We start from the raw sequence: 20,966 nt of genomic DNA, 5'->3' as shown, positions 1-20,966 counted from the left end.
CTTGGCACACTATTGAGTTCTCAAACAACAGACACACCCGGCACCACCCAAACCCAACGGTCCAGGATCGCTCCGGAGCAACTTTTCAAACTTACCCGAATCCATGAAGCTTTGCAAACCGGCGTTTCCGCCATTCACAATTCCACAGGAGGTCCCCACCCTTATAAAGCGCGCAACATTCCACGCCATTTTCCAGGCCGTTTATCAGGGGGTCGGTCGCTATCTTTCCGCTTCAGCGGCGGCGACTCGAACTACTTTACACACCAACCCGACCCCATACAAATCGGCCCCCGCAAGCACCTCCCCGCGCCACAAGCCCCGGAAATCCGCGCCAAAACGGCCCGCGGGGCGCCGGAAGTCGAGGTCCGGCATCCAAAGTGTCGGTGTGGGCTCCGTCACCGGGGCCACGCGTGGTGCCGACACCGTGGGCGGCGGTGGGCGGAGGCCGAGGGACGAGGAGCCGGCGTGCGCAACACCGGCTTAAACGCAAGAAGGGCCGGCAACCAAATGGTTGCCGGCCCTTCTTCAAGCCACTGGCTTCAGGAGTGCTGAATTACCAGGAAGACTTCGTGATGCCCGGGAGCTCACCGCGGTGAGCCATGTCGCGGAAGCGAACACGGGAGATACCGAACTTCTGGAACGTGCCGCGGGGGCGGCCGTCGATGATGTCGCGGTTACGCAGGCGGACCGGCGAGGCGTTGCGGGGCAGCTTCTGCAGGCCGAGGCGTGCAGCTTCGCGTGCTTCGTCGGTTGAGTTGGGGTCAACCAGAGCCTTCTTCAGTTCGAGGCGCTTTGCAGCGTAACGCTCGACGATGACTTTACGCTGTTCGTTCTTAGCGATCATTGACTTCTTAGCCATGTGTTTAGCGCTCCTCTCGGAATTCGACGTGCTGGCGGATTTTGGGATCGTACTTCCGCAGGACCATGCGGTCCGGGTCGTTACGACGGTTCTTGCGCGTCACGTAGGTGTAACCCGTGCCCGCGGTCGACTTGAGCTTGATGATCGGACGTACGTCCTTGTCCTTTGCCACTAGAGCTTCACTCCTCGTGCCAGGATGGCGGCGACGACTACGTCAATGCCGCGTACGTCGATGGTCTTGATGCCACGTGCAGAGACCTGCAGGGTGACATTACGGCGCAGGGACGGAACCCAGTAGCGCTTCTTCTGGATGTTCGGGTCGAACCGGCGCTTGTTGCGGCGGTGCGAGTGCGAAATGCTGTGTCCAAAGCCCGGCTCGGCTCCGGTCACCTGGCAGTGTGCTGCCATGACGACTCTCCTAATGAAAATAATATGAAACGGCTGGCGGAGTTCCGCATAGCCGTGCGATCGGCGGCGTCCGCAGCCAGCCCCACCTGCGTTCCGCAGCAGTCCGACAGCCGGCTGAACCGGCTGCAGTCCTCACTGCGGCGAAGATTGTGGGTCACAGGCACCGGGCGGCGATAACCAAAAGGAATCACTGCGAAGTGCCGGGATACTGGGCGAATACAGGAGTGCACGCAACTTGAGCCCCTAACTACCGGCCACCGGGAGTGCCTGATTCCTCAGCCATTTCCGCCAACCGGAGCAATTGCACACGCTCCGCGCCACCTAGCGCCTACCAAGTCTACGAGCTTGGCGAATTAAAGACCAATCCGGGCCCGCAGGGTGTATAAGCGGCGGCCGTCCCCGCGCAGGCAAGTCACATCAGCGGCGCAGTCCTTTCACAGCAAAATGAAAGGCAACGGGCAGATTCTGGATCCATGAACACACCAACCCAGACTGCCTTGCAGCCCGCGGCCCGACGGGCGCCTGCCGCCGGCAACCCCTTCAAGGGGCAGTACCGCAAACGGCTGTTCAAGGCAGACCTGCTCACCGTGATCGCATGGGCGTCGGTGGCCGGTGCCGTGGCGTTGTGGCTGGCCGACGGCGGCGTCGCCGGATTCTCAAGCGTCGCCGGAGCGTTCACGGCGATGGGGATCGTCGCGGGGCTCGCCGGGATGGACCTGGTGCTGCTCATGCTGCTCCTCGCCGCACGCCTCCCCGTCATCGACGGGGCTGTTGGCCATGACCGCGCCCTTGAATTCCACCGAAAACTCGGCAAGCCGTCCCTGTACCTACTGCTGGCGCACGGCGTTCTGATCGCGCTCGGCTACGGGCTGGCAGAGGGGCTTGACCCGATCAGCGAGTCAGTGGCCCTGTGGGTCAAGGTCCCCGACATGTGGCTGGCGTTCGTGTCCATGGCATTTTTTATCGCCGTCGTCGTCACCTCCCTGGTCGCCGTCCGCCGTCGGTTTCCCTATGAGTTCTGGTATGTCGTCCATCTGCTGACCTACGCCGCCGTGCTGACCTCACTGCCGCACCAGTTCAGCGTTGGTGGACTCTTCGCCGAAGGCACCTGGCAGCGCTGGTATTGGCTTGCGATCTGCATCGCGACGGGCGCCGCGCTGCTGCATTACCGGGTTCTCGAGCCCATTGTCGCCACGGTCCGGCATCAGCTGCGGGTAAGCCGGGTGGTGGCCGCCGGTCACGGCGTGGTCAGCATCGAAATGACGGGCCGGCATCTCGACGAGCTGGCCGGCAGCGGTGGACGGTTCTTCATCTGGCGCTTTCTCGCCCCGGGGCAGTGGTGGCACCCGCACCCGTTCAGCCTTTCCGCTGAGCCCTTGCAGTTCGACGCCGACGGCGGTGGCCGGCTGCGGATTACGGTCCGGAACCTTGGCAGGGGCTCCGCGAGCCTGGCCCGGCTGAAGCCCGGTACCCGGGTGGCGATCGAAGGCCCGTACGGGCTCTTCAGCACCGCCGCCCGCAGCCGGCAGCACGTTGTGATGATTGGTGCCGGCATCGGCATCACCCCCATCCGCGCCCTGCTGGAGAGCACTCCGTTCGCGCCGGGCGATGCGACCGTGATCCTCCGCGGCCACAGCCGGTCCGGTCTGTACCTCGGCGATGAAATCCTCGAGCTCTGCCAACGCCGTGGCGCGACCCTATTCCATCTGACCGGGCGCCGGCCGCGGGGCGTCCAAACCTGGCAACCGGAAACCGAGGCTCGCTCCGGTTACCGGCTGGCGAGCTACGCACCAAACCTCGCCGACGCAGACGTCTACGTCTGCGGCCCCGCGGACTGGGCAAGAAACGTCCTGGATGACGCGCGCCGGGCGGGCGTGCGGGAAGAGCAACTCCACTACGAAAGGTTCGACTGGTGAGAATTCGCGCTGTAGTTTCAGCAACCCTGGCCTCGGTCGGGATCCTTGTGGCCGGCTGGCAGTCGGGAGCGCATGTAGCGAACACGGCCAGCGCCGTCGGCACCACGGCGGGCACCACCGGGTCGGGCTCGAGCGGTTCGGCGGGGAGTTCCGCGCCGTCCTCCGGAGCCACGGGAACCACGGGTTCCTCCAGCTCGACCGGCGCGGCAGCGAAGGCCGGAGGAACCTTTACCGGCGACGTCGTGCAGACCCGCTTCGGTCCGGTCCAGGTGCAAATCACCGTCAGCGGCGGCACCATCTCGGATGTCACCGCACTCCAACTCACCGACGACGGCGGCCGGTCGGTACAGATCAGCAACTACGCCGCACCCCTGCTGCGCGCTGAGGTGCTCCAGGCCCAGTCGGCCAACGTGCAGACCATCAGCGGAGCCACCGTCACCAGTGATGCTTACCTGACCTCGCTCCAGGCGGCCCTCGATGCAGCCCACGTCTGAGCTGGTCCGGCCGGAGCTGAAGGCCAAGACCTTCCGGTGCATGGGGACGGTCGTCAGCCTTACCGTTCCCCTCGGACCAGAGGACTGGACGGCGGACGCCGAAGCGGCGCTGGCGGAGGCCGCCGGCGTCGTCGAACAGCGTTTCGGGGAACTCGACGCCCGCTTCAGCCTTTACCGGCCCGGTTCCGAGGCCAGCAGGCTGGCGGCCGGGGAGCTCTCGCTGCGGGAGGCCTCGCAGGAACTCCGGGACTGCTACGCCGACGCGGCCGAATGGCGCCTCCAGACGGAGGGCGCGTTCACGCCGGAACGTCCGGACGGAGTGCCGGACCTTTCCGGGCTGGTGAAAGGGCTCGCGATCAAGGAAGCGGGGGCCCTCTTGCAGTCACGGGGGCTGGCCGACTGGTGCCTGAACGCCGGCGGTGACGTGTTGGTGGCCGGTTCACCCATCGTGGGCAGCCGGGCGGCGTGGCAGGCCGGCGTCGTGGATCCGCAGGACCGCACGACCCTGATCGCCGCTTACCCGTTGGGCGGCAGCACCGGCATCGGGGCCCTGGCCACCTCCGGCTCCGCCGAACGAGGTGACCACATCTGGACCCGCGGCTCCGGCGTCAGCGAGTTCAGCCAAGTCTCGGTCGCCGCGGCGGACATTCTCACCGCCGATGTGCTCGCGACCGCCATCGTGGCGGGCGGGGTCCGCATGCTCAACCGGGCGACGAGCGGCTGGGACGTTGAGGTGCTCGCCATTCGGACCGACGGGGGCATCCTCGCGACGCCGGGGTTCCGCGCCTGACGTGGGTTCGGCGCGGGCGCTCCCCCCACCCGTCGCTGTTGACCGGGCCGGCTACCCGCCCGCGGCTGGCAGCGCGTTCGACGCCGCAACACGCGAGTACCAAAGACCGCTCGCCTTGGGGATGCGGCGCTGCGTCTCGTAGTCCACCCGGACCAACCCGAAGCGCTGGTGATAGCCGAAGGCCCATTCGAAGTTGTCCAGCAGGGACCATGCGAAATATCCGCGGACGTCCACGCCGTCCGCCAGTGACTCGTGGACTGCCCGCAGATGTTTATCGAAGAACGCCAGCCGTGCCTGGTCATCCACGAAGCCATCTGCGTCCGGAACGTCTTCGAAGGCGGCGCCGTTTTCCGTGATGTAGATCGGGACCCCGGCCGGCCCGGTGTATTCACGCTGCAGCCGGTTCAGCAGCCGGCGGAGGCCCTCGGGCTGTATTTCCCAGCCCATTCCGGTGACAGGCAGTCCGCGGGGCACCTGCCGGACGCCGTCGGCCGCGACCAAGGGCGACGCGGGAGCTCCTCCGGCCGGTCCGGGGTGCGGCGCCGGATCCTTGGTGAATGCGTCCCCGTGGTAGTAGTTGACGCCCAGCAGATCGAGGGGCTGCGAAATGATGTCGAGATCCCCGGGCCGGACGACCTCGGCCATGCCGAGGTGGGCCACGTCGGCAAGCACATCGGCCGGGTATTCACCCCGGAACAGCGGGTCCAGGAACATCCGGTTCGACTGTCCGTCAACTCTCCGGGCGGCGTCGAGGTCCCCATCCCGGCCCGGGTCGGCCGGATCGGCCACCGTCAGGTTCAACGTGATTCCCAGGGTCGCCTCAGGATCCTGCCGGCGGAGCGCGCGGACGGCCAAGCCATGGCCCAGCAGCAGGTGGTGGACCGCCGCGAGCGCCGCGGCGGGGTCCTGCCGTCCGGGGGCGTGGATGCCCGCAGCATAGCCGAGGAAGGCCGAGACCCAGGGCTCGTTGAGCGTGGTCCAGATCCGGACCCGGTCACCGAGGGCCTCGTGCATCACCGCGGCATAGTCGGCAAAGCGCTCAGCCGTTTCCCGCGCGGCCCAGCCGCCCTTGTCCTCCAGCGCCTGCGGCAGGTCCCAGTGGTACAGCGTGATCCAGGGCGTGATGCCCGCAGCGAGCAGTTGATCGACCAGCCGCGAGTAAAACGCGATGCCCTCGGGGTTCGGCGTCACACCGTCGGGCATGCAGCGGGCCCAGGAGATGGAGAAGCGGTAGGCGGCCAGGTTCAGGTCCCGCATGAGCCCGACGTCCTGGGCCGAACGGTGGTAGTGGTCGCAGGCGACATCGCCGTTGTGCGCATCCGCGACCGCCCCGGGCACGCGGCAGAAGACGTCCCAGATGGATTCCCCGCGGCCTCCCTCGTGGGCGGCTCCTTCGATTTGGTAGGCCGCGGTGGCAGCACCCCACAGGAAGCCGGCAGGAAAGGTGAGGGGGCTGCTGTTCATCCTGTTACTGCTCCTTGGGGCGGGAGGGCGTCGGGCCAGAGGGCGTCGTACTAGAGACGGGTGAGCTGAGGATACCGCGGCGAGAGGCCGTCGCCGGAGGACTTGCCGGTGACCCGGCGCACCACCCAGGGCCCGGCGAACTCGCGCACCCAGCGGGCATTCGCACGGAGCGCCTCGGAGCGGCTGAGCTCCGGGACCGGCGTCATCGGCGGCACATCGATCGAGTGGTCGTGCTCCAGCACGGTGAGGACGCGCCTGGCCATGTTGGCATGGCCGGCAGCGGACATGTGCATCCGGTCGGTCGCCCACATGCCCCAGTCGTAGTACTCGTTGAAGCGCCAGTAGTCCACCAGCAGGGCATCGTGGTCTCCGGCGATGCCGCGGACAAGTTCGTTGTAGATGGCGGTCCGCCCCCGCATGGTCCCGAAGACTTTGGAGCCGCGCGCGTCGAAACCGGTAAACATCACCACGGTGGCACCGGTGGCCTTCAGTTTCCGGATGCCGGCGTCGTATTCCACCAGCAGGTCATCGATGTCGATCTTGGGACGGAGGATGTCATTCGCGCCGGCGTAGATGCTCACCAGGGTGGGTTTGAGTGCGACTGCGGCGTCCACCTGTTCGGCCATGATCTGGCGGAGCTTCCTCCCGCGGATGGCGAGGTTGGCGTAGCCGAAGCCCGGGTCGGCCGCGCCCAGCTGCTCTGCCACCCTGTCGGCCCAGCCCCGCACGCCGTTGGGGCGGGCCGGGTGGTCGTCGCCGACGCCTTCGGTAAAGGAGTCTCCGAGTGCAACGTAGCGGGCTGTGAAATCCATGGATTCAGTCTGCCAGAGCCCCCTGGGTGGGTCACACCGGGGAATCGCCGCAGCTGCTACTCGCGGATCCGGACCGCCGTTTCTCGCAGGTACTGCTCCACCCGGGTGTAAGCATCCCGGGTCAGGGCTTTCCACAAGGCAATGGCCAGGTGAGGGTCGGCGGCTTCCAGCTCGGCGATCGCCTCCACACTGAGCACCATGACCTCTACCGGCCCCACTGCCCGGACGGTGGTTTCCTGCCGGTTGCCGCTGCCCAGCGCCAGTTCGCCAAAGGTCATCCCGGCGCTGAGGGTGTTCAGCTTGACCCGGTCCGCGGTGGGCCCGGGCGACGTGCTGCTGACTTTTCCGGAGGTGATGAAGTAGACCCCGCCGAACCGCAAACCTACACGCCGGATTACGTCGCCGTCGCCATAGAATTTCGGCGTCATCAGCGCTTCCAGCGCCGCCGCCTCCGCTTCCTCCAGGGGCGCCAGCGCGGGCGAGGCGGTGACGGGAACGTGGTCCGGGATCAGCAGATGGTCCCCGTGGCGCTCCAGCAGGCGGTTTTCGCAGTATTCGACGGCGGCGCTCCGTGTTGTGAAGGACGGAACCGGGCGCTCGCTTGACGTTGCCAGGGCTTCGGTGACCGACCCGTCCGCCTCAACCAGCACCAGGTCGCGCCCGGCGTCGGCCATCCCCTGCCTCATTCTGGCCAGCGTACGCACTGCGACCTCGCTGACCTGGTCCGTGCGCCGCATGTCCAGGATCACCAGCTCGACGTCGTCGGCCAGGCCGCTGACCTCACGCACCATGGATTCAGTCCCGGCGAAGAGAAGGTCGCCGTTGAGTTCGATCACCCGGGCCCGGTGGCCGTGGGCACGCAGGACATCGGCGGCCTCGTCGTTGCGGCGGATGCCCGAGGGTGTTTCGGTGACGTCGTAGGCGGCGAGGATGGCGGACCGGCCCGCCCGGGCCGCCCGGACGAAGTGGAGTTCCATGTCGCGGGAGAGTCGCTGCGCGGTGGCCAGCCCGCGGACGCTGCTGCCGTGCTCATCCAGCGGCGGTGAGTAGACCGCCAGGCCCACCTGGCCGGGCAGCACGGCGATGATGCCGCCCGCTACCCCGCTCTTGCCCGGCATCCCCACGCTGCTGATCCAGGCGCCGGCGTCGTCGTACATGCCAGAGGTCATCATGACGGACAGGACTCGCTCCACCGGCCCGATCTCAAGCACCTGTTTGCCGCTGAGCGGGTTCCGGCCGCCGTTGGCCAGCGTGGCCGCCATGATCGAGAGGTCGAAGCAGTTGACCAGGACCGAGCACTGCCGGAAGTAATCCTGCAGAACCGGTGTCGGGTCGTCTTCGATGATGTTGAAGGAGCGAAGCAGGTAGGCGAGGGCTGTATTGCGGTGGCCGTGTTTGAGCTCGGATTCGTAGACCTGCTCGTTGACCGAGAGCTGACGGCCTGCGAACCCGGAGTACGTGCTGAGTATCCGTTTGAACCCGGACTGCCCGCCTGATCCCCTAATCAGGGAGGTGGCAGTGAGGGCCCCGGCGTTGATCATCGCGTTGGCAGGCCGCCCCGTCCCTTCGGCGAGGGAGATCTCGTTGAAGGAATCACCTGACGGTTCCACGTCGACCTTGGCATCCACGGCCTCGGCGCCAAGGTCCTCGAGTGCCAGTCCGTAGGTGAAGGGCTTGGAGATGGACTGGATAGTGAATTCCTCGCGGGTGTCACCGATTTCGTACACCTTGCCGTCAACGGTAGCGAGGGCGATGCCGAAGTTGTCCGGATCCACGTTGGCCATGGCCGGAATGCTGCTGTAAGGCTTGCCGTCCTTGAGCAGCGAGATCTCGGCGTGGATCTGGCGGAGATAGCTGTCGATCGGCGATTCCATAATGCCAAGACTAGGGGACACCGGGCCGCTGGCCGCGCCGGGGTCTCAGGCCCGTTTGTTCTCCCGCAGGATCCAGTGGCCCGCGTCGAGCCGGGACACGATCTTTTCGCCGATACGGGCCAAGGCCGCGATGTCGTCCGGATCGAGTGCGTCCAGGAACAGCGCGCGGACCGCTTCGACATGACCCGGGGCGAGCACCTCGATGGTGGCCATGCCGGCCTCGGTGAGGTGTGCCGTGGTCACGCGGGCGTCGCCGGGGTGCGGCCGCCGTTCAAGCCATCCGCGGTTCTGCAGTTTGGTGACCACGTGCGAGAGCCGGGACAGCGAGGCGCTGGTGCGCGCCGCGAGTTCGCTCATCGGCAGGTACCGGCCCTCGGCTTCGGAGAGCATGGCCAGGACGTTGTAGTCGAACAGGGAGAGTTTCCCGGCCGCATGCAGCTGCGTGTCCAGCGCGGCGGGCAACAGCGTGTTGATGCTCAGCTGGGCCAGCCAGGCGCGGCGTTCGTCGGCATTGAGCCAGCGCGGTTCGGTCATGGCTCCATTCTAGGAGCCTCGATGCTTGACGGTTCAACATCGGGCCGGTTTTGGTTCCTGCCTTCTTGCCGCCCGGCGGTAGGCTGGCGCTATGTACGTAGTCTCCCTGACCTACAAGGTGCCCGAAGAGATCGTCGACTTCCACCTGCCGGCGCACGTCGCCTGGCTGCAGGATGCATTCGACCGCGGCGTCTTTATGGTGGCAGGCCGCAAGATCCCCCGCACCGGCGGCCTCCTGCTGTCCAACGCGGACCGCGCCGACTTGGACGCGGCACTGTCCAAGGACCCCTTCTACGTCAACGGCGTGGCCGACTTCGACGTCGAAGAGTTCCACGCCAGCCGTGTCGCCCCCGGGTACGAAAACCTGCTGGACAGCTAGCTCAGCCGGCCAGCAGCTTTTTCAGCCCGCCTTTGCGCGGGACTCTCACCGGGTCCGGCCAGCGCGGCTTGAGCTCATCCCCCAGCGTGACGCCGCGCAGCTTGCGGCCAAAGAGGGGAAGCACCCAGTCGTGCACCCAGCGGCGCTGCCGGCGTTCCCAGTCCCGGAGCCCGAGCCGGTCCGGCGGCCCCCATTCCTTGGGGCTGATGTTGTGCGGCACGCCGAGCTGGTCCAGGACCTGCGCGGCAAGGTATTTGTGGCCGGCCTTGGACATGTGGAGCCGGTCCGCATCCCACATCCGCGGGTCGTGGAAGGCATCAAAGCACCAGTAGTCCACCAGCACCGCACCGTACCAGGCAGCCAGCTCCCGGACGCGCCGGTTGTATAGGGCGTTGCGCCGCTTCAGCGGCTCCAGCAGCACCGAGACCTTCACGTCAAAGCCCGTGAACAGCACCACCGTGGCTCCGCTGGCGGCCAGCTTCGCCACCAGGAATTCGTAATCATCCATCAGGTCTTCGATGTCCGTTCCGAAGTCCAGGATGTCGTTGCCGCCGGCGTACAGGGTCACCAGGGTCGGTTCCATGGCAAGCGCCGGTTCCAGCTGCTCGCCGATGATGTGGCGAAGCCGTTTGCTCCGGATGGCGAGATTGGCGTACTCCCAGCCCGGCTCCGCCTTCGCCAGCTTCTCCGCAACCCGGTCCGCCCAGCCGCGGACCCCGTTGGGCAGGCGCTTGCTGTGGTCCCCCACGCCCTCGGTGAACGAGTCCCCCAGGGCGACGAAGAGCCGCCGTCCATGAGTGCCCGGGGCTGGAAGGTTCTCGGCCATGGCGCCACGGTAGTCCCGCCGGACGACGTCGGGGTTAACGTGGGGGGCACAACGGGTGCGGCGGTCCGGGGAATCGGCCTAGAGTTCCGCTTTCCCCAGCCGCCAGTACCCCATAAACGCGACCTGCTTCCGGTCGATCCCCACGTCCCGCACCAGGTAGCGCCGCAACTCCCTGACGGTGCCCGCCTCACCGGCCATCCACGCGTAGAACGGCAGGGCACCGGCCGGCTTGTCCGGGTTCCGGCCGGTCCTGATGGCCGTCGCGTCCAGCCGTGCCGGGGTTTCCCAGAGGATGTCCCGGTCCACGTTGACGTCCTCGGGGTCCGGTCCGACAGAGCGGGGCTGCGCGGTGGCAGCCACCCAGCCCGGCGGCGGCACGGCCGCACGAACAGCCGCCTGGAGGCGCGCCCCGTGCGGCAGGCGCCCGTGCGCACTCCCGCGGGCCAGCCAGGTGATGGCGACGTCGGCGGGTGAGACGAGGTCCTGGAAGTCGGCGGCGGAGGGCACCTCCAGCAGGGCCTGGCCGCTTAGGTACGGCGGGAGGCTTTCCAGGATGGCCCCGATCGCCGGAACCGCGGTTTCATCCCCCGCCAACAGCACCCGCTGGGCCAGTCCCGGACGCCATTCAATGCCGGCGTAACTTTCCGCCGTGACACAGTGCGCAGCCCGGTTGTTGGGTCCGATCAGGACCAAGCCGTCACCCGGCCTTGCCCGGGCTGCCCACTCGGCGGCGGGGCCTCCGTGGCCGGCCGCGTCGAGGTGCAGCACGAAGTCGACGTCGATCTCGGGGAAGACGGCATCCAGGCGTGCCTGCCGCACGGTGTAAGTGCGCATGGCGCCGCGGACAGCCGGGTCCAGGGCCAGCCATTCGCTGTACCAGCCGGGCTTCTCGGTCCGGAATTCGGGCAGCGGGATGTCGCTGCCGTCGGCGGCCCGGGAGGGAATCATGAGCTTGATCCGCAGGTCCAGGGTGTTTCCGTGCACGCCGAAGTGCCGCAGCGAGTAGCCGCCGAAGGTGATCCGGCGGAAGTTGGGGCTGAGCTGTTCCACGGCGGTGACGCGGACGTCGAACGCCCTGGCCATGGGCTCGGCGGCGGGCAGAACTGTCACCGTCGCGGAGGCAGGGGACGGGGAAGGCGTTTCAGTCATGGGATCAGTTCCAGTTGCGGGTTCGGTGCTGGGCGGAGGGGGCATGGGCGGAGGGGGCATGGGCGGACGTGGCGGGTGCGGTGTGGTGGCGGCCGAGGGGGACGACCAGCGGTGTGCCGGAGGCGGGGTCGGGCACCACCCGGGATTCCAGTCCAAAGACGTCGCGGACCAGGGCCTCCGTGATAACAGCCCCGGAGTCCCCTTCGGCCTCGATCCGGCCGCCCTTCATGGCGATGACGTGGTCCGCGTAGCGTGCTGCGAGGTTGAGGTCATGCAGCACGATCGCCACGGTGGTGCCGCGCCGGCGGTTCAGGTCCGTCAGCAGATCCAGGACTTCCACCTGGTGCGCGAGGTCAAGGTAGGTGGTGGGTTCATCGAGCAACAGAACCTCGGTCTCCTGGGCCAGCGCCATCGCGATCCACACACGCTGACGCTGGCCGCCGGAGAGTTGGTCCACGGAGCGGTCCGCCAGGTCCAGGGTGTCAGTGGCGGACATGGCGTTGAGCACCGCGCGCCGATCGTCCGGGGATGCCCCGCCGGACCAGCCGCGGAAGAAGCCCTGATGCGGGAAGCGGCCGCGGCCCACCAGGTCCCGGACCGTGATGCCGTCGGGCGCAGTCGGGTGCTGCGGGAGCAGGCCGAGTACGCGGGCAACCTCGCGGGCCGGCCTCGTGTGGATGTCCTTGCCGCCAAGAGTCACTGTGCCGGACGCTGGTTTGAGCAGCCGGGACAGTGCCCGGAGCAGCGTCGATTTTCCGCAGGCGTTGGCTCCGACGATCATGGTGACCTTGCCCTCGGGAATCTCGGTGCTCAGGTCCTCGATGACGGTCCGCTGATCGTATTTCAGCGTCAGGCCGGAGGCGTTCAGGGTTGCCATCTCAGGCGTCCTTTCGGTTGGCGGTGACCAGGAGCCACAGCAGGAACGGTGCACCCAGGGCGCCGGTAACGACACCGACGGGCAGTACGGTCCCGCCGAGCACGAGCGGTGCGAGGTTCGCCGCAAGGAAGTCTGCGGCCAGGACGATCAGCGCCCCGGCCAGGGCCGAGGCCGGCAGGCTCGCCTTGCGCACAAAGCGGCGGGAAATCGGACCGGCGAGGAACGCCACGAAGGCGACGGGTCCGGCTGCTGCGGTCGCCACGGCCGACAGGCCAACGGCGGCGACGACGACGGCGAGCCGGGTGCGGCCGACGCGGACGCCCAGGCCCGCAGCGGTGTCCTCGCCGAGTTCCAGGATGCGCAGCGGCCGCGCGAGGACCGCAGCTGCGGGGACCAGCACGAGCAGGGCAAGGCCGAGGACCCCGGCCCGCCCCCAGCTGGCGGAGTTGAGCGATCCGTTGAGCCAGACGAGCGCGTCGGCCGCCGTCCGGATGTCCGCCCGGGTCATGAGGAAACTGACCACGGCCTGCAGTGCGGCGGCAATGCCCACTCCGGCCAGGATCAGCCGGTTGCCTGCCGCGTCCCCGCGGTCTGCCGCGGCGCCGAGTGCCCCGCGCCGGGCGATTGCGTAAATGATGCCGGCAACGGCGAGCGCCCCGGCGAGTGCCGCTCCCGAAACCATGGCCCCGGACGCACTGAAGAGAACGATCGCGGTAACCGCCGCGGCGCTGGCGCCGTAACTGATTCCGATCACGTCCGGACTGGCCAAGGGGTTGCGCAGCATCGTCTGGAAGAGTGCGCCGGATAGGCCAAACGCCGCACCGACCAGGCCGCCCACGACGGCGCGCGGCAGCTTGTGCTCCATCACGATGAAGCTCGCGCCCGGGATCTTGGCTCCGCCGGTGAGGTGGGCGGCCAGAATCCGGAAGAAGTCCGGGACGGTGACGGTGTAGCTGCCCAGCAGGACGGCTGCGGCGAAAATTCCTGCCACGGCGAGGGCCAGGAGGGCCGTGCGTGGTGCGGTCTTCACAGCCCGGCCCCCTTGCTTCGGCGGACCAGCCAGATGAAAACAGGCGCACCAACCAGGGCTGTCATGATCCCGGCTGGAACCTCGCCGGGCAGCAGGACCACCCGGCCGGCGATGTCGGCGGCGAGCAGCAGCACCGGGGCCACAACCAGGGAGAATGGCAGGATCCAGCGGTAGTCGGGTCCGGTCAGGAAGCGGACGGCATGCGGAACCACGAGCCCCACGAAGCCGATGGGCCCCGCCAGGGCCGTTGCCGAACCGCAGAGCAGCACAACACCCAGGGCCGTGATGCCCCGGGTCAGGCCCACCCGCTGGCCGAGGCCGCTCGCGAGGTCCTCGCCCAGGGCCAGCCCGTTGAGGTGCCGGCCAGTCCCCAGCACAATGGCCGTACCGAGCAGCAGGAAGGGCAATCCGGCGTGGATCGCGGACCAGTCACGCCCGGCGATGCTGCCCACCTGCCAGAACCGGAAACGGTCCAGCGTGTCCTGGCTGGAGACCAGGATGACGTTCATGAGCGAATACAGCCCCGCGCTCAGGGCGGCGCCCGCCAGGGCAAGCTTGACCGGCGTCGCGCCGTCCCTGCCCAGCGAGGCGATCGCGTACACGAGGGCGGCGGCCGCGGCGGCGCCAAGAAACGCGAACCAGATGTATCCGGACAGCGCCGAAATCCCAAAGACGTAAATCCCGGTGACGACCGCCAGGGCCGCGCCGGCATTGACGCCGATGATCCCCGGGTCCGCGAGCGGGTTGCGGGCCACCCCCTGCATCGCCGCCCCGGAAAGCCCCAGGGCCCCGCCCGCGAGGAGGCCAAGGACGGTGCGCGGGAGGCGGGCATGAACGACCGCGTGGTCGCCGTCCGCTGGATCAAACGCCGTCAGCGCCTCCCACACGGTCCCCAGGCTGAGGCCTCGGGCGCCAATGGCAAGCGATGCGGCGGCCACCAGCGCCAGCACGACGACGGCGGCCAGCAGCCACTCGCCCCGGCGGGCACCGGAGCCACCGGACGATGCCGGTGTTTCCGCCCCGGCCGTCGCGGCAGGCGCGTCGGGACGCGCCGTCGTCGTGGGCATGGTCATCGAAGGGACCTATTTCCCCGCGCCGGCGGCTTTGTCCGCTGCGCCGGCCAGCTGCGGCAGGAAGGTGTCCAGCGCCCAGGGCAGGCTCAGCGGAGAGGACGCCGAGATGGACAGTGTGAGCGTGTTGTCCGAGTCGGCGACGAGCGCGCCGTTCTTGATGGCCGGGATCTGGCCCAGCAGGGCGTCGTTCTTGATGGAATCTGCGGTCTTCGCATCCGGGACCCAGCTCACGAAGACGTCCGAGCTGAGCTCGTTGGCCTTCTCGGCCGACCACGGGATGAAGAATTCCTTGGAGTTCCTGGACTTGTCCGCCACGATGGGCGCCAGCTTCATGCCGATCTCACTGAGGAAGCGCGGGCGGTTGTCATTGGCGGTGTAGACATTGATCCCGTCGCTCTTGGCCGGCTCGAGGTTGCCGTAGATAAAGGTCTTGCCGGCGAGCTGGGGGTACTGCGAGACCTTGTCCTTGATGGTTCCTTCGGTGTCGGCAATGAGCTTGGAGGCCTCCGTCTCCTTGCCGAGCGCCTTGCCGATGATGGCCGTGGAATCCTGCCACGACGTGCCGTAGGCGACCTCGGGCTGGGCCACGACGGGCGCGATCTCGCTGAGCTTCTTGTAGTCCTCCTCCGTCAGGCCCGAATAGGCGCCAAGGATGACGTCCGGGTTGAGCTTGGCGATCTCGGTGAAGTTGATGCCGTCCGCCTCGGAGTACTGGGCCGGGGCTTTCGCCGAGCCGAACCCGGCGCCCAGCCTTTCCAGCGCCGCGTCCTTCCACGGCGTGGACCCCTGGGCGTTGCCGCCCCATTCGTTCTTGGGCACCCCTGCCGGGACCACGCCAAGGGCCAGGGCGACGTCGTCATTGACCCAGGAAACCGTGACGACGCGTTGGGGCTGGTCCCTGATGGTTGTCTCGCCGAAGACGTGCTTGATGGTCACCGGGAACCCCGAGCCGGCGGCCGGAACGGGGGCGGTCGCCGTCGTCGACGCCGGTCCGGTGGAACAGGCCGCCAGGCCCAGCCCCACGGCGGCCAGGAGCGCCACGGCCCTGAGTGCTTGGCGGCTTAGGCGACGGAGGGTGGGGCGGCCCGAGGGGCGGGGGAAGTCGGCGGAAGCCACGGAACTCCTTAGGTAAGTGATGCGAACCTAAGTAAGGCTAGCCTATCCTTTGTCTAATTACGCAAGACTTCAGTAACCTAATCACCCTGAGGGCCCGCTGCCTGGGTGTGGCTTGAAACTGGACAGGCGTCAGGGAGGTTTGCAAGGATTGGCCCGACCGGTGAATCCGAACCGGCCGTGGAATTGTGAACTTTGATGGATAGGGGAAGTGAGCATGCGCATCGCAATGATGACTGCTGCCACGGTCAGCGGGGTGGCCTCTTTGGCCTGCTACGCGGCACAGTTGCCAGCCCTTCCCCGGCAATCCGGTCCCGGCGCGGACTGATTCCGCGGTAACGCCCGGTCCCAACCGGAGTCGAAGGCTGGCAGTCCCCTGCCCATTTACCGGCCCTGGCGCACTTCTTCCCCGCCTGGCTGGAACCATCCGATTCCGAAAGATTCCGTCATGCAAAAACTCACTGCCCAGCAGATCCGCACGTCCTTCATCAATGCGAGCCGGTCAGAAGCCGCCAAACTCAACCTGCCCAAGAACTTCGACATCCTGGACTGGGAAAGCCTGGACTTCCTCGGCTGGCGCGACGGGAAGATGCCGCTGCGCGGCTATCTGGTGCTGCCCGGCGCGAACGGTCCCACCGGAATCATGCTCCGGGCCCCTGAGGGCGGCGCCAAGAAGAACCGCTCGGTCCTGTGCGAGCTGTGCCGAGACATCTTCTCCAAGGACGACGTCCTGCTCTGGGTGGCCAAGCGTGCCGGGCAGTCCGGCCGCAACGGCAACACGGTGGGCACCCTGATCTGTGCCGAATTCGGCTGCTGCCGCAATGTGCGGGTAGAACCTCCGGTGAACGAGATCAACCCGGATCCGGCCGCCGTCGTGCGCCGACAGATCGACGGCCTGGCGGGGCGGACCGCGCAGTTCCTGGACCGCGTCCGGGGAACGTAGCGCCGGCAACCGCAGCGCCGGCTGCCCTAACAGGTCAGCGCAGGACGATGTCCACCGGGTTCGCCTCGGAGCGCCATGTGCCCTCCGAGGCGGACCCCGGGGCGATCACCGGGGCCGTCAGGACGCCGGAGCGGTTGGTGCGCTTGTCCCGGAGGATCTCGGTGACCGAGCCGAGGTGCCGGGACAGGTCGATCACGTTTTCCGGCGCGGCCAGGAGCAGCTGGAACCCGAACTCGTGCAGCGCCTTGATGCCGGCGCCGGCGAATTCCTCCGAGGCCAGCACGAAGGCCTCGTCCATCATCACCGTGCCGTACGTGGTGAAGCCCTGCTCCGCGATCCCCAGCTGGTAGCTCAGTGCCGCGGCCATGATGAAGGCCGTGAAGCGCTGCCGCTCGCCGCCGGACATCGAGCCGGTGTCCGCGTGCATGAAGACCTCGGTCTTCTTCTTCTTCCCGCCCTTCGCCGCCGCCTTGGAACCGGACCCCTGCACCTCGCGATGCTCCTTGCACTGGATAAAGAGATGGCCGCGGACGTCCAGCACCTCGGCGCGCCAGCGCCGGTCCTCGGGAGTCTGCGAACCGAGCCGCTTCACGAGCGTTTCGAGTGACTTGTAGCGGCTGGTGAGCTCGGCGTCCTCGTCCGTCTCCGTCCCGGGCGCCCCGGCGGCAGGCACGGCAGCTTTCCCCGTCCGGGTGTGGCGGACCTTCAGCGCGTTTTGGATTGCGTCCTTGAACTGCTTCGCCGTGGCGGGGAGGGTCTGCTTGATGTCGAGTTCCAGGAAGCTGCCCTCGTGGAAGTTCACCTCGGAGAGGATGCCGTTCAGCGGCAGGATCCGGCTGGTGATGGAGCGGCGTTCCTCGTCCAGCAGGTGCAGCAGCGTGCTGAAGGATTCGTGCGTGCGCTGGTTGAAGAACTGCCGGAACTCGGCCTCCTGCGCGGGCAGTCCGTCGCTGACAATCGCGTGGTAGCGGGCCTCGAATTCCCCCGCGGCGCCGATCGAAGTGCCGTGGTCCGCGGAGATCGCCGTGCCCCATTCGCGGACAAAGCCCTCGAAGATGCGCGTGAGCCGTTCCGAGGTGGCCTGCCCGCGGGAGTCGGCCGCGTGCAGCTCGGCCAGCAGCCGGGTCCGGACCTGGTTGGCCAAGTTGTCCAGTTCGTGCATCTCCAGCACCTCGCCAAAGTCCGTGAAGTACGGCGCCAGCGCCTCGACCGTGGCGTCCGACGGCGGTTGCTGGGCCAGGCGCTGCCGTGCGGCGTCCAGCAGGGAGTCAGCCGAGGTGAGCTGCGCATCGAGGGCCTTGTACTCGCTTTGCAGCACGGCGGCGGCCTCTGTGCTGGACTGGTGCTTCTGCCGGGCGGCCTCGATGTTGGCACGCAGCGGTTCGAGATCGGCCTGCGCGGCCAGGGCGTCCTTGAGCCGCTGCTCGATCCGGGCGAGCTCGTCCGCCGCGACCGCTGCCGAAACCTGCTCCCAGGTCCGGTGGTCATCCGCCACGCGGCGCAGCGCGTCGAGCTGTCGGGTCATGCCCTGGTGGGATTCTTCCCGGCTTTGGGCCAGTTCGGCCGCCTTGGCGAGTTCCTGCTGCAGGTCCTCGACCTGCGCCGCGACAAGTTCGAGCTTGGAGGCGTTGTCGAAGCCGAGGACGTAGTCCTGCCGGGAGGTGAAGCGGTCATCCTTTTCCACCGTGTGGCGGTTGCGCTTGACCACGCCGCCCAGGCTCAATCCCTTGTCCAGCCGGGCCAGCTCGTCCGGGTCCTCGACGCAGGGGTAGGCGAAATCGAGGGCGATCCGCTCCCGGATCCATTCGCCCGGCTCGGCGGCCGGCCCGGCGGTAAGGATGTCCAGTTTGGTCAGCAGCTCGCCGTCGGCGGCGTCCTGCACGGCCAGCGCACCGCCGGCGAGCGGCTTCGAGACGTCCACGGCGCGCAGCGCGCCGCGGACCGGGTGGTCGTTGAGGTAGCGGGTGACGGCGGCGAAGTGCTCGCCCGGAACCAGCAGCGTGGTGGCCAGGCTGCGCAACGCGCGCTCGGCCGCCGGACGCCACTGCTCTTGGCCCTCGGCGAGGTCGATCAACTCGCCGCCGAAGGGCATCTGCTCCTCGGGAACACCGGTGGCGGCCGCGATGGCGCTGCGGTTTTCGATGCTCGACGGCGGCAGCAGGGACTTGCGCGTCTTGAGCGAGACCAGTTCCTGCTGGGCCGCGGCGAGTTCCCGCTTCCTGGTCGCGTGGCCGTCGAAGGCCTCGAAGCGCAGCTCCTTGAGCGCTTCTGAGTCGTCCTTGAGCTCGGCCGAGCGGGCGGCGGCGTGCTCGTGCGCCTGCTCCCAGCCGGCGGCGGTCCATTCGAGCTCCAGGCCGGCGTCCGTCAGGGCCTTGCGGGCGGATTCCTCCACCTGCTGGCGGAGTTTGAGGCCCACCCGGGCGTTCTCCAGCGACTGCTCGATCGCGGAGATCGCGTTGCCGCCCTGGTTGTTGTAGTCCGCCTCGAGCTGGCGCAGTTCCTTGGCCAGGCCGTCGCGGACGCCGCGTTCAGCCCCGAGTTCCTTTGCTTTCGCCTGGGCCAGGTCCTTGAACCGGGCGAGCGTCTTCTCGTGCACGGTGACGGCGAGTTGCTGCTTATAGGCCTCGAATTCCTCGCCTGCGAGCTCCCGGAGCCGGTTCGCGTCGAGCAGCGACTGCGCATACTCCTTGTTCAGTCCGGGGACCGGAGCGAGCTGGTCGCGCTGCTGCCGGACGTCCTCGAGCCGCTGCCGGATGGACATCAGGTTGCTGAATTCCTCGACGACGTCGTCCGCGGCGGCCAGCGTGGCGGGCGCATCCAGGACCTGGTCGCGGAAGAAGGTGTTGACGCTGCCGCCAAGGCCCTTACCGGCCTGGATGACGCGCAGCAGCGGGAGCGCCTGGTCCGAGTTGATCCCCAGCAGGCGGCGGAAGCGCTCCGCGAAGGCCTTGTGGACGTCGAAGATCTGCGCCTCCGGGAAGAGCGCGTCCAGCGCCGACTTGGTGAACCGCTTCTCCGCGATGCCCTCAAGCGCGGCCAGGTCCAGCGGCCTGTTATCGATCAGGTAGTACCGGCCCACACTGGACTCGGTGCCGTTCTTCGGCAGATCGAACAGCGCGGAGATGGTCACGCGGGTGCCCGCGGCATTGTCGAAGGTCAGTGCGACGGCGGACCAGGTGGCCCCGGGGCGCTGGAAGGCACTCGCCGAGCCCTCGCCGACGGCCTTGTCCCCCACCTTGCCGCGCATGTACGTGAACGTGGTCCGCTTGTCCTCGACCGCGCCGCCGGCACGCTGGGCGGCGGCCTCGTTGGAGCGCGGCCGGGCGTCGAAGACCCGCAGCATGGCGTCGAACAGCGTGGACTTGCCGACGCCGGAGTTGCCGGTCAGCAGGGTGCCGTTGCGGTCCACATGCATCGTGTGGGCGCCATGGAACGTGCCCCAGTTGACGACCTGGACGAGGGCGAGGCGCATCTGGCCGGGGTTGGTGAGCTCACCCATTGGCAGCATGGTCGCGATGCTCACTTGGCTTCCTCCGCTTCTTCAGTGTGGTCGCCTTGCGCGGCCCCACCGGCGACATGCTCTGCATGCTCGCTCGTTCCTCGCTTAGACGCATGCTGCCGCATGTCCCCGGCGTCGCCGTCGTCGTCCGAGTCGTCCTCCTCCGGATGCTCGCCGTCGAGCTCGATCAGGGGTTCGGTGCCGGAGGGGTCGGTGGAGGCGGCGATCAGGGCCTCGATCTGGGCCGGGATGTCGCCGATGTTTTCGAAGGGGAGGGCGAGCGGGAGGGCGTTGGAGATGGTGTAGACCTCGTCCAGGCCGGTGGTGAGGAGGAGCTGGCGGGCCAGGAGCTTGGTGATGGCGCGATTGACGACGTCGGAATCGCGCAGGGCGTCCTGCTGGCCGGAGGGCTGGTAGTGGGCCACGAGGTCGGCGATTTCCTCCCGCGTGATCGTGGGGTCGGTCTGGGCCGTGACATGGCGGTCCAGCAGCAAGCGCAGGCGGAGCAGCACGATGGTTTCGACCCGGCTCAGGGCCCGCTGTTGGCGCAGGATGCTGGAACGGGTGCTGCCGCCGATCGCCTCGGGGTCCACCGGGCGCAGCACCGCGACCTTGCGTTCGTGGTCCAGCTGAAGCGTCAGGAAGAGCTCGGAGAGCCGGCTGCGCAGGATCAGCTGGTTGTCCAGCAGCGTGGTCCACAGCTTCTCGTCCCGGCCGCCGTCGATGTACGGGCCTTTGAGGAGCTTCACGAGGGCCTGGCGGACCTTCATCGGGAGCACGCCGGTGTCCCCCGGGAAGAGGGCGGCGCCGTCGACGAAAGTGTCCCGCGGGGTGACGGTGAAGGGGTCGGCGGGCACGTGCTGAGGCGCGTGCTGCGGCTCCTGCTCCGGCTCCATCTCGTGCACTTCCTGGGAAAGTTCGGTCAT

Annotated in this window: 20 protein-coding genes; 5 read left to right on the top strand and 15 right to left on the bottom strand. The window is 67.9% G+C overall.

What is annotated here, in order from left to right; translation table 11 throughout:
• Window positions 1-553: 553 nt before the first annotated feature.
• The 3 genes from rpsN to rpmB are packed head-to-tail and all read right to left on the bottom strand — an operon-like array spanning window position 554 to window position 1,267.
• The gene (gene rpsN, locus AC1DB8_RS14720; RefSeq protein ID WP_043485315.1) at window positions 554-859 is read right to left on the bottom strand and encodes a 30S ribosomal protein S14; all 306 of its coding nucleotides are present in this window, start codon (window positions 857-859) and stop codon (window positions 554-556) included.
• Window positions 860-863: 4 nt separating this feature from the next.
• A complete protein-coding gene (rpmG, locus tag AC1DB8_RS14715; RefSeq protein WP_056737121.1) occupies window positions 864-1,031 on the bottom strand; it encodes a 50S ribosomal protein L33 in 168 nt (55 codons plus the stop codon).
• Window positions 1,031-1,267 carry a 50S ribosomal protein L28 gene (gene rpmB, locus AC1DB8_RS14710; RefSeq protein ID WP_011693744.1) on the bottom strand — a complete coding sequence of 79 codons (237 nt, stop codon included), beginning with the start codon at window positions 1,265-1,267 and terminating at the stop codon, window positions 1,031-1,033. The genes rpmG and rpmB overlap by 1 nt, the downstream gene beginning before the upstream one ends.
• Window positions 1,268-1,740: 473 nt before the next feature.
• Between rpmB and AC1DB8_RS14705 the strand changes: the two genes are divergently transcribed.
• The 3 genes from AC1DB8_RS14705 to AC1DB8_RS14695 are packed head-to-tail and all read left to right on the top strand — an operon-like array spanning window position 1,741 to window position 4,467.
• Window positions 1,741-3,183, top strand: coding sequence for a ferredoxin reductase family protein (locus AC1DB8_RS14705; RefSeq protein WP_476893434.1), 1,443 nt, complete (start codon window positions 1,741-1,743; stop codon window positions 3,181-3,183).
• Window positions 3,180-3,677 carry an FMN-binding protein gene (locus AC1DB8_RS14700; protein ID WP_476893433.1) on the top strand — a complete coding sequence of 166 codons (498 nt, stop codon included), beginning with the start codon at window positions 3,180-3,182 and terminating at the stop codon, window positions 3,675-3,677. The genes AC1DB8_RS14705 and AC1DB8_RS14700 overlap by 4 nt, the downstream gene beginning before the upstream one ends.
• Entirely contained in the window at window positions 3,661-4,467 is an 807-nt protein-coding gene (locus AC1DB8_RS14695; protein WP_476893432.1) for an FAD:protein FMN transferase, read from the top strand. Before AC1DB8_RS14700 ends, AC1DB8_RS14695 begins: the two co-directional genes overlap by 17 nt.
• Before the next feature lie 51 nt (window positions 4,468-4,518).
• Here the strand turns inward: AC1DB8_RS14695 and AC1DB8_RS14690 are convergent, their stop codons facing one another.
• Genes AC1DB8_RS14690 through AC1DB8_RS14675 form a run of 4 tightly spaced genes read right to left on the bottom strand, consistent with a single transcriptional unit; the run spans window position 4,519 to window position 9,151 of the window.
• Window positions 4,519-5,931 carry a GH1 family beta-glucosidase gene (locus AC1DB8_RS14690; RefSeq protein WP_476893431.1) on the bottom strand — a complete coding sequence of 471 codons (1,413 nt, stop codon included), beginning with the start codon at window positions 5,929-5,931 and terminating at the stop codon, window positions 4,519-4,521.
• Between the two features lie 50 nt (window positions 5,932-5,981).
• Window positions 5,982-6,743, bottom strand: coding sequence for an SGNH/GDSL hydrolase family protein (locus AC1DB8_RS14685; protein ID WP_441419299.1), 762 nt, complete (start codon window positions 6,741-6,743; stop codon window positions 5,982-5,984).
• Window positions 6,744-6,799: 56 nt separating this feature from the next.
• The gene (gene glsA, locus AC1DB8_RS14680; RefSeq protein ID WP_476893430.1) at window positions 6,800-8,617 is read right to left on the bottom strand and encodes a glutaminase A; all 1,818 of its coding nucleotides are present in this window, start codon (window positions 8,615-8,617) and stop codon (window positions 6,800-6,802) included.
• 45 nt (window positions 8,618-8,662) lie between these two features.
• On the bottom strand, window positions 8,663-9,151 hold the full coding sequence (locus AC1DB8_RS14675; protein ID WP_476893429.1) for a MarR family winged helix-turn-helix transcriptional regulator: 489 nt from the start codon (window positions 9,149-9,151) through the stop codon (window positions 8,663-8,665).
• A gap of 91 nt (window positions 9,152-9,242) precedes the next feature.
• Between AC1DB8_RS14675 and AC1DB8_RS14670 the strand changes: the two genes are divergently transcribed.
• Window positions 9,243-9,530 carry a YciI family protein gene (locus AC1DB8_RS14670; RefSeq protein WP_441419296.1) on the top strand — a complete coding sequence of 96 codons (288 nt, stop codon included), beginning with the start codon at window positions 9,243-9,245 and terminating at the stop codon, window positions 9,528-9,530.
• A 1-nt stretch (window position 9,531) separates the two neighbouring features.
• On the opposite strand, the gene AC1DB8_RS14665 is transcribed toward AC1DB8_RS14670, so the two are convergent.
• From AC1DB8_RS14665 to AC1DB8_RS14640, 6 genes are all read right to left on the bottom strand, one after another.
• A complete protein-coding gene (locus AC1DB8_RS14665) occupies window positions 9,532-10,356 on the bottom strand; it encodes an SGNH/GDSL hydrolase family protein (RefSeq protein ID WP_441419295.1) in 825 nt (274 codons plus the stop codon).
• Window positions 10,357-10,434: 78 nt separating this feature from the next.
• Window positions 10,435-11,505, bottom strand: coding sequence for a siderophore-interacting protein (locus tag AC1DB8_RS14660; RefSeq protein ID WP_476893428.1), 1,071 nt, complete (start codon window positions 11,503-11,505; stop codon window positions 10,435-10,437).
• Between the two features lie 4 nt (window positions 11,506-11,509).
• Window positions 11,510-12,382: an ABC transporter ATP-binding protein gene (locus tag AC1DB8_RS14655; RefSeq protein WP_476893427.1), complete on the bottom strand. Its 873-nt coding sequence runs from the start codon at window positions 12,380-12,382 to the stop codon at window positions 11,510-11,512.
• A gap of 1 nt (window position 12,383) precedes the next feature.
• Complete coding sequence (locus AC1DB8_RS14650; RefSeq protein ID WP_476893426.1) at window positions 12,384-13,412, bottom strand: FecCD family ABC transporter permease; 1,029 nt, start codon at window positions 13,410-13,412, stop codon at window positions 12,384-12,386.
• On the bottom strand, window positions 13,409-14,485 hold the full coding sequence (locus tag AC1DB8_RS14645; RefSeq protein ID WP_476893425.1) for a FecCD family ABC transporter permease: 1,077 nt from the start codon (window positions 14,483-14,485) through the stop codon (window positions 13,409-13,411). The genes AC1DB8_RS14650 and AC1DB8_RS14645 overlap by 4 nt, the downstream gene beginning before the upstream one ends.
• Before the next feature lie 9 nt (window positions 14,486-14,494).
• Window positions 14,495-15,526, bottom strand: a complete 1,032-nt coding sequence (locus tag AC1DB8_RS14640; RefSeq protein ID WP_441419308.1) for an iron-siderophore ABC transporter substrate-binding protein — start codon at window positions 15,524-15,526, stop codon at window positions 14,495-14,497.
• 520 nt (window positions 15,527-16,046) lie between these two features.
• Between AC1DB8_RS14640 and AC1DB8_RS14635 the strand changes: the two genes are divergently transcribed.
• Window positions 16,047-16,541 (top strand): FBP domain-containing protein, encoded by a 495-nt coding sequence (locus AC1DB8_RS14635; RefSeq protein ID WP_441419290.1) that lies wholly within the window; start codon window positions 16,047-16,049, stop codon window positions 16,539-16,541.
• A 34-nt stretch (window positions 16,542-16,575) separates the two neighbouring features.
• Here AC1DB8_RS14635 and AC1DB8_RS14630 read toward each other — a convergent pair whose 3' ends face one another.
• The gene (locus AC1DB8_RS14630) at window positions 16,576-20,064 is read right to left on the bottom strand and encodes an ATP-binding protein (RefSeq protein ID WP_441419289.1); all 3,489 of its coding nucleotides are present in this window, start codon (window positions 20,062-20,064) and stop codon (window positions 16,576-16,578) included.
• Entirely contained in the window at window positions 20,061-20,936 is an 876-nt protein-coding gene (locus tag AC1DB8_RS14625; RefSeq protein ID WP_476893438.1) for a DUF4194 domain-containing protein, read from the bottom strand. The genes AC1DB8_RS14630 and AC1DB8_RS14625 overlap by 4 nt, the downstream gene beginning before the upstream one ends.
• Window positions 20,937-20,966 lie beyond the last annotated feature (30 nt).

The sequence above is a fragment of the Arthrobacter sp. 10N410 genome, from assembly GCF_056394945.1.
The sequence above is the reverse complement of the archived record's forward strand: the minus strand, read 5'-3'. Positions and strand labels throughout refer to the sequence as shown.